We start from the raw sequence: 6,275 nt of genomic DNA on the forward strand, positions 1-6,275 counted from the left end.
CTCCCCGTCCGCAAACCATGGCATGGGGAGTCGTGTCGGATGCATCACAACCGTGAGGTCAATCCGCCAATGTCTGTGACGGATCAGGCACTCATCGACGAGGCGCGGGGGTGGCTGCGCGACGCCGGGGACGGCGCGCCGACCACCAAGGCGTCGCTGGCCTGCGCGGCCAAGGAGCTGGGGATCAGCTTCAACCGCGCCTGGGCCATCTACTACGGCCGGGTTGAGAGGCTGTGGGCTGTCGAGTACCTATCGATGAAGGCCCGCGCCGAAGCCGGCAAGGCCCGGAGGATCGCCCGGCTGAAAGCCGAAATTGCCCGACTGGAGACCCTGGATGCCGCCATCACCGCCCGCCTGGATGCTGCGGCTGTACCGAGCCTGGGTGCGGTGGAGGCTGAACCGGCTGCGGCGGCGCCTGCGCAAGGAGCAGGAGCGGCGCTGACCGGGCGGGGGGTGCTCCGCTGATGCACCTCCTCCCGCCCACCGATCTGTCCGTCGAGTCCGCGCCCGCCACTCCGGCGCTGGATGAGGCGCGCCTGCGCGTCATCACCGACGCCTGCCGCGCCGACACGCCGGAGCAGCGGAAGTTGCTCGTCTGCGCGCTGTACGAGGACGGGATCCTGTCGATGGACGAGACGACGGCGCTGTTCGCCCGGCTCGGGCTGGCGGAGGCATGATGCGCGACACCGCCGTCCTCGACCGCGCGCGCTCGGTCCCGCTGTCCCAGGTGGCGGCGAAACGCCTGCGGCTGACCAAGGCCGGGCGCGAGTTCAAGGCGTGCTGCCCCTTCCACGAGGACAGCTCGCCGAGCTTCTTCCTCAACGACCGCAAGGGCATCTTCAAATGCTTCGGTTGCGGCGCCTTCGGCGACGTGATCGACCTGCTGCGCCGCCTGGACGGGCTGGACTTCGCCACCGCCGTCGAGACGCTGGCGGGCGAGCGCCCGGCGCTCCGGCGCAACGGCGCGCTCGACTTCGAGCGGCGGCTGGTGGAGGCGTCGCAGGAATACACGGCCTCCGAGGGCCGGGGGTGGGAACCGGACGAGGAGGAGCGCGCCCGCATGGAGCACGCCCGCTCGATCTGGTTCAACGCCCGCCCGGTCGGCGGCACGGCGGGCGAGGCCTATCTGCGCTGGCGCGGCGTCCGGCTGCCGCTGCCGCCGACCCTGCGCTTCGCCCCGGCGATGTGGCACAGCGGCGCGCGGCGCGAGTTTCCGGCGCTGGTCGCCGCGTTGCAGGACTCCGTCGGCACCATCACGGCGGTGCAGCGCGTCTACCTGACGCCGGACGGGCGCGGGAAGCTGGACGTGGCGCCGCGCAAGAAGGGCAAGGGGCCGATGCGCGACGGCGCGGTGCGTCTGGCGCGGCCGGGCCGGGTGCTGGGGCTGGCCGAGGGGATCGAGACGGCGCTGTCGGCGCGCCAGATCTACAGCCTGCCGGTCTGGTCGGCCAACGGCGCCGGGCGGATGCACAGCGTTGTGCTGCCCGAGGGGGTGGAGCACGTCGTGCTGTTCGCCGACGCGGGCGAGACCGGGCTGGCCGCCGCCCGGCGCGCCGCCGATCACTTCGCCGGGCGCGGGCTGCTGGTGGACATCGAGGCGCCGCCGGAGGGCGACTGGAACGACGTGGTGATGGCGCGCATGGCGGTGGCGGCATGAACAACGTCACGCCCCTGCCGAAGCGGTCGCGCATCGAGCCGTTCGAGGTCTTCTACCCGTCGCAATGGGCGGGGAAGAAGGCGCCGCCGCGCGACTGGGTGGTCGACGGCGCCATGCTGCGCGGGACGGTGTGCCTGTTCTCCGGCGACAGCGGGTTGGGCAAGTCGCTGCTGATGCAGCAGTTGCTGACCTGCGCGGCGCTGGGCCGGGACTGGCTGGGGATGGGGGTCGATCCCTGCAAGACCTACGGCATGTTCTGCGAAGACCCGATGGACGAGTTGCAGCGCCGCCAGGAGGACATCAACCGCCATCTGGGGGCCGATGCCGGCGACCTGGAACTGCGGATGGCGATCACCTCGCGGGTCGGCAAGGACAACGCGCTGATGACTTTCAACCGGCGCACCGACCAGGGCGAGACCACGCCGCTGTACGACCAGCTCCGCACCCATGTGCTGGACCAGGGGGCGCAGATCGTCGTCATCGATACGGCGGCGCAGGTGTTCAACGGCGTCGAGATCAACCGGGGTCAGGTGACGACCTTCGTCAACGCGCTGGCCCGCATCGCCATGGAGATCAACGGCACCGTCATCCTCACCTCGCACCCCAGCACCCAGGGCATGCAGAGCGGCACCGGCTCGTCGGGCTCGACCGCTTGGAAGGCAACCGTGCGCTGCCACATGTACCTGAAGCGCCCCAAGGGCTGGGACGAGGAGGATGAGGAGCAGGCGGACGACCGCGTGCTCAAGACGATGAAGTCGAACTACGGCAAGGCCGGGGTCGGCGCGAAGCTGCGCTGGGTGGAGGGCGTGTTCACGCCGATGGACCACCCGCAGCCGGCGCGCAGCCTGATCGACCGGATCGACGCCGACAACCGGCTGGTTGACGCCCTGCGCTACCTCGTCAAGCAAGGCAACCGGGTCGCCATGGACCCGAACAGCCGCAACAGTTTCGCGACCCTCGCGCGCCGCCTGCCATCCTGCAAGGATCTGACATGGCAGTTCATCGCCGACGCGCAGACTCGCCTCATCGACGCAGGGAAGATCGTCGTGGTGGAGATGGGCCCTCCCTCCCGCTGCTTCGCCTTCCTTCGTACCCTGGATACCAAGTATCCGGGGGAACAAGCGGGGGAAACCGGATGAGCATCCCCGCTTCCGGCAGGACCGACCGATCTTCCATGATTCCCGCTGCCGGGTTTCACCGCGCACATGCCGACCGCGACGTGTCCTTGGCCGTCCGGGCGTGTGCTCTTCGTGCCGAAAATAGGTCAGGAGTGCTGCTTGTTCACCCCCTTCGCACCCCCTTCGCACGGGGGGTTCGCAGGGGGTTCGCACCCCCCTTCGTACCCCCTTCACAGGGGTTCGCACCCCCCTGTTCGCACCCCCTATCTCCCTGCGGGAGATATACGGGCGTAGGGCGCTATCGGCGCGCCCTGCCCGAACCAACCGACGAGAGGACCGATTGCCGTGACGAACTCCCCTGAGCGTTCCATGCTGGCGTCGGCCGGCCATTACGCCGACGGCGTGGTCGAACTGTTCCGGCTGCGGGAAGCCTTGGAGGCCAAAGCCCGCGCCTTGCTGGCCAACCGGGCGCGTCTGGAAGCGCGGTCCTGGCCGGGCATGACCAGCGACGATCCCACCGAGGCTGGCCTTCGGGCGGAGATCCGCGTCCTCGGCGAGCGGATCGACGCGCTCGGTGGCACCGGGGCGATGGTGGACATCTGGGACGAACTCCACCGGACGGCCGGGCCGCACGCCTCGACGGCGGTGGACCACGCGTGGCACGGGGTCGGAAGGTGGGCCGCATGACCAAGGCAACCGCCGCGTCCGTCCCGGTGCTGCGGCTTGCCAACGATGCCTCCGCCGACGGTGGCGTGGTTGACGCGCGCCGGCCGATGGACGTGGAGGATCTGGCGGTCTGGGCGATCCGCGACCAGAAGGCCGACCGCACCGGCGGCGCGCTGTTCGAGATGGAGGCGGCGCTCGACCGGCCCGATTGGGAGCCGCGAGGCAGCAGCCGCGACGGTGTTGCCGAGCTGATGCGCCGACGGGAGACCGGTGGCTGCCGGGTCGATGGCGGCGGCCCCATGCGGGGGGTGCAGCCCCGTGTCCACCCGGACGCCGAGGCCGTCGTCGACGCGATCCGCGCCATCCCGGACTGGCGTCAGCGCGGGCTGGTCTTCGAGTACGCCCAGCTTGGGGACCGGCCGGACTGGTCCAGCGGTGTCCAGACGCTGGTCCCGGTGCCGGTGCCGGAGACCCAGCGCGGTGCGGTCCGGCACATGATCGTCGCGGAATGGGAGACGCAGCCGCTCCGGTCGGAGCTGCTGCGCGACCTGCACGCCCGTGGGCACCGGATCCTCGACCCCTACGGCCGGCATCGTTTCCCGGCGGCCGAGGACGGGTTCAGCTACCGGACGCTCGACGACGGCCGGAGGCAGGTGGCGGTGCGCTGGTGCCCAGTGGAGCCATCCCCATCGGACGCCTGGATCGTGAACACGAACGCGCTGTACGCCGCGTGGCACGCCGGCATGCTGGCGCTGGAGAGGGCGCTGCGGCGGGTGGTGCTGCGGGACCATCGCTGCATCGGCTTCGACGCGCCGGCCGAGCCGTGGCGGTAAATCGGTCTGCTTCTGGAGAAGGGAGGCCGGCAAGCCTCCCTTGTCCGCTCAAGCCTGGAATTCGGGATCGACCGGCACCTGCATGGCCGTCGCCAACGCGTTGGTCTGCATCGCCATGGTGAGGACGGACAGGAAATCCTGATGCTGCTCGTCGGTCATCCCCTTGGCCCGCGCGGCGGCCGTGTGCGAATGAAGGCAGTAGGAGCAGGAGTTGACCGTCGAGACGGCGAGGTAGATCAGCTCCTTGGTCAGCGGATCGAGCGCCGAGGGTGCCACCATCACCTGCTTCAGGCGGTTCCAGGTGGCCTCAAGGAGGTCCGGCTGGTTCGCCAACGCCCGCCACATGTTGTTGACGAAGTCGCTTTTCCGGGTCGTCCGGATGTCATCGAAGACGGCTTTGACGCGAGGGTTCTGCTCGACGTCCGCGTCGGTCCAGAGTTTCACGGTGGACATGGTGGATAAGCCCTCCTAAGGCCCTGGTGTTGAACAAGGGGTGCAATTCTTCTCGACAATGCCAAGACCGAGACCGAAGTGCTCATGCCGGCTGGATGTTCGTTCTGATCCAAGCCGCGAACTCCTCCTCGGAAGTGGTACCGTCGGCGACACCCATCATGGCCTGATAAGTGTCGGAATCGGAAGCCGTCAGCCTGTACCCGTTGTCCAGCAAGAACAGCAGGGCGATGACAAAGGTTATTCGCTGGTTGCCGTCCACAAATGGGTGATAGCCGCCAGGATGTCATTTCGCCAGTTCGTGCAGCACGTTCCGGCGCTCGCGTCTCAGTTCCTCGGCGAGTTGCATCTGCCGCTCGAACTCCGGGTCGTAGGGCGTGAGCCTGTACCCGTCAGGGGTCTCGGTCAGGTACAGGGTGTCACCCTCTTTGACCTTCAGCTTGGCGGTCATTTCCTTCGGCAGCACGACGCCAACGGAGTTCCCGATGGTCGTGACCTTGAGCGCGAGCATGACGCTTCACCATTCCAGCGTTCTTATATCTGTTAGAACTAGTGGGCCTCGTGAACATCCTGTCAACCTCAGCACTTAAGGGTTAGCAAGGCCAAGCCTCATGAGATGGAAGACCTTTTTGCGTTAACGAAAAAGTAACGAAGCCTGATCAATATTTGACAGAGCGCCGCGCCTAAACTGCGACCGAACCAAACCCCGCCGGAGAAATCCGCTGCGGGGTTTCGTCGTCTGGGCGGTCCCGCACGGGCTACCAATTTGTGATTATATTCCTTCCCCGCCCGCCTCAGTTTGCATAGGCTGGGACCACACCCCGATCCCCAACCATCCCCCTGAATTGCCCGGCCTCCCAGCTCGGGCGATGAGCGGGTTTGTCTTGCCTGAACTGAGGATGACCATGGACAACCTGCCGATCCCCGATGTCGGGGACACCATCGTTCGCCTCGCCGGCCTGTCGCCCAACGCCCAGGTCGCCGCCGTCATCATGATCGGGCTCATCGGGCTGGCCTGGGTCTGGACCCGCCGCCCGCCCTCCGGTCCGGGGATGGAAACCTTCCAGCTCGTGATCAACTCGCTGAACGAGCAGTCGAAGGCCACGAACGCCTTGGCCGAGCAGGTCGAGCGCATCGTCGAGCAGAACGCCGCGCTCATCGCCCGCCTGCCGGTCAAGACGATGGAGCCGGCTTGATGCTGGACACCCCCGCCGACCGCATCGCCCTGGCCACCGCGCAGATCGACGCCGTGGGCGCCGCCTACGCCCAGGCCACCGAGATTGTCCGGCCCCTAATGGACAGCATCCCGGACGGTCACATCGCCGTCGGGGCTATGGACGGTTGGGTGGCGGTCATCCCGAAGCCCGGTTTCCCGCCCGCCGATGGGCTTGAGCTTCGCGGCGCCTCCATCGTCACCGACGCGGCAGACCCGCGCCACGGGGCAGCCTGCGGGCAGCCAGGGGCGGTCTGAGCAGCCCGGCCCGAGGGGGTGGGGTCGCGGGTCCTTCCCGGCGGGGAGGGAATACGGGTGGCGAAGTTGCGATCACTGTC

11 protein-coding genes are annotated in these 6,275 nt (G+C 68.2%); 8 read left to right on the top strand and 3 right to left on the bottom strand.

Going from position 1 to position 6,275, the window contains the following annotated elements:
* Positions 1 to 39: 39 nt before the first annotated feature.
* From EJ913_RS25840 to EJ913_RS25865, 6 genes are all read left to right on the top strand, one after another.
* Positions 40 to 465 carry a hypothetical protein gene (locus EJ913_RS25840; protein WP_127003365.1) on the top strand — a complete coding sequence of 142 codons (426 nt, stop codon included), beginning with the start codon at positions 40 to 42 and terminating at the stop codon, positions 463 to 465.
* A complete protein-coding gene (locus EJ913_RS25845) occupies positions 465 to 677 on the top strand; it encodes a hypothetical protein (RefSeq protein WP_127003367.1) in 213 nt (70 codons plus the stop codon). Before EJ913_RS25840 ends, EJ913_RS25845 begins: the two co-directional genes overlap by 1 nt.
* The gene (locus tag EJ913_RS25850) at positions 674 to 1,657 is read left to right on the top strand and encodes a DUF7146 domain-containing protein (protein WP_127003369.1); all 984 of its coding nucleotides are present in this window, start codon (positions 674 to 676) and stop codon (positions 1,655 to 1,657) included. The genes EJ913_RS25845 and EJ913_RS25850 overlap by 4 nt, the downstream gene beginning before the upstream one ends.
* The gene (locus tag EJ913_RS25855; protein WP_127003371.1) at positions 1,654 to 2,796 is read left to right on the top strand and encodes an AAA family ATPase; all 1,143 of its coding nucleotides are present in this window, start codon (positions 1,654 to 1,656) and stop codon (positions 2,794 to 2,796) included. Before EJ913_RS25850 ends, EJ913_RS25855 begins: the two co-directional genes overlap by 4 nt.
* Before the next feature lie 324 nt (positions 2,797 to 3,120).
* Entirely contained in the window at positions 3,121 to 3,462 is a 342-nt protein-coding gene (locus EJ913_RS25860) for a hypothetical protein (RefSeq protein ID WP_127003373.1), read from the top strand.
* Positions 3,459 to 4,274, top strand: a complete 816-nt coding sequence (locus EJ913_RS25865; RefSeq protein WP_127003375.1) for a hypothetical protein — start codon at positions 3,459 to 3,461, stop codon at positions 4,272 to 4,274. The genes EJ913_RS25860 and EJ913_RS25865 overlap by 4 nt, the downstream gene beginning before the upstream one ends.
* Positions 4,275 to 4,322: 48 nt before the next feature.
* Here the strand turns inward: EJ913_RS25865 and EJ913_RS25870 are convergent, their stop codons facing one another.
* From EJ913_RS25870 to EJ913_RS25880, 3 genes are all read right to left on the bottom strand, one after another.
* Positions 4,323 to 4,727: a carboxymuconolactone decarboxylase family protein gene (locus EJ913_RS25870; protein WP_127003377.1), complete on the bottom strand. Its 405-nt coding sequence runs from the start codon at positions 4,725 to 4,727 to the stop codon at positions 4,323 to 4,325.
* 82 nt (positions 4,728 to 4,809) lie between these two features.
* A complete protein-coding gene (locus EJ913_RS33290; RefSeq protein ID WP_127003379.1) occupies positions 4,810 to 4,986 on the bottom strand; it encodes a hypothetical protein in 177 nt (58 codons plus the stop codon).
* A gap of 24 nt (positions 4,987 to 5,010) precedes the next feature.
* On the bottom strand, positions 5,011 to 5,235 hold the full coding sequence (locus EJ913_RS25880; protein ID WP_127003381.1) for an AbrB/MazE/SpoVT family DNA-binding domain-containing protein: 225 nt from the start codon (positions 5,233 to 5,235) through the stop codon (positions 5,011 to 5,013).
* 388 nt (positions 5,236 to 5,623) lie between these two features.
* Between EJ913_RS25880 and EJ913_RS25885 the strand changes: the two genes are divergently transcribed.
* Complete coding sequence (locus tag EJ913_RS25885) at positions 5,624 to 5,920, top strand: hypothetical protein (protein WP_127003383.1); 297 nt, start codon at positions 5,624 to 5,626, stop codon at positions 5,918 to 5,920.
* Complete coding sequence (locus tag EJ913_RS25890) at positions 5,920 to 6,195, top strand: hypothetical protein (protein WP_127003385.1); 276 nt, start codon at positions 5,920 to 5,922, stop codon at positions 6,193 to 6,195. The genes EJ913_RS25885 and EJ913_RS25890 overlap by 1 nt, the downstream gene beginning before the upstream one ends.
* The last annotated feature ends 80 nt before the right edge of the window (positions 6,196 to 6,275 follow it).

It is taken from the genome of Azospirillum doebereinerae, assembly GCF_003989665.1.
Lineage (GTDB): Bacteria > Pseudomonadota > Alphaproteobacteria > Azospirillales > Azospirillaceae > Azospirillum > Azospirillum doebereinerae.

Excerpts from the sequence above, each read along its gene's own strand:
- EJ913_RS25840 (WP_127003365.1), top strand. The coding sequence starts at position 40 with ATGCATCACAACCGTGAGGTCAATCCGCCAATGTCTGTGACGGATCAG.
- EJ913_RS25845 (WP_127003367.1), top strand. The coding sequence starts at position 465 with ATGCACCTCCTCCCGCCCACCGATCTGTCCGTCGAGTCCGCGCCCGCC.
- EJ913_RS25850 (WP_127003369.1), top strand. The coding sequence starts at position 674 with ATGATGCGCGACACCGCCGTCCTCGACCGCGCGCGCTCGGTCCCGCTG.
- EJ913_RS25855 (WP_127003371.1), top strand. The coding sequence starts at position 1,654 with ATGAACAACGTCACGCCCCTGCCGAAGCGGTCGCGCATCGAGCCGTTC.
- EJ913_RS25865 (WP_127003375.1), top strand. The coding sequence starts at position 3,459 with ATGACCAAGGCAACCGCCGCGTCCGTCCCGGTGCTGCGGCTTGCCAAC.
- EJ913_RS25870 (WP_127003377.1), bottom strand. The coding sequence starts at position 4,727 with ATGTCCACCGTGAAACTCTGGACCGACGCGGACGTCGAGCAGAACCCT.
- EJ913_RS25880 (WP_127003381.1), bottom strand. The coding sequence starts at position 5,235 with ATGCTCGCGCTCAAGGTCACGACCATCGGGAACTCCGTTGGCGTCGTG.
- EJ913_RS25885 (WP_127003383.1), top strand. The coding sequence starts at position 5,624 with ATGACCATGGACAACCTGCCGATCCCCGATGTCGGGGACACCATCGTT.
- EJ913_RS25890 (WP_127003385.1), top strand. The coding sequence starts at position 5,920 with ATGCTGGACACCCCCGCCGACCGCATCGCCCTGGCCACCGCGCAGATC.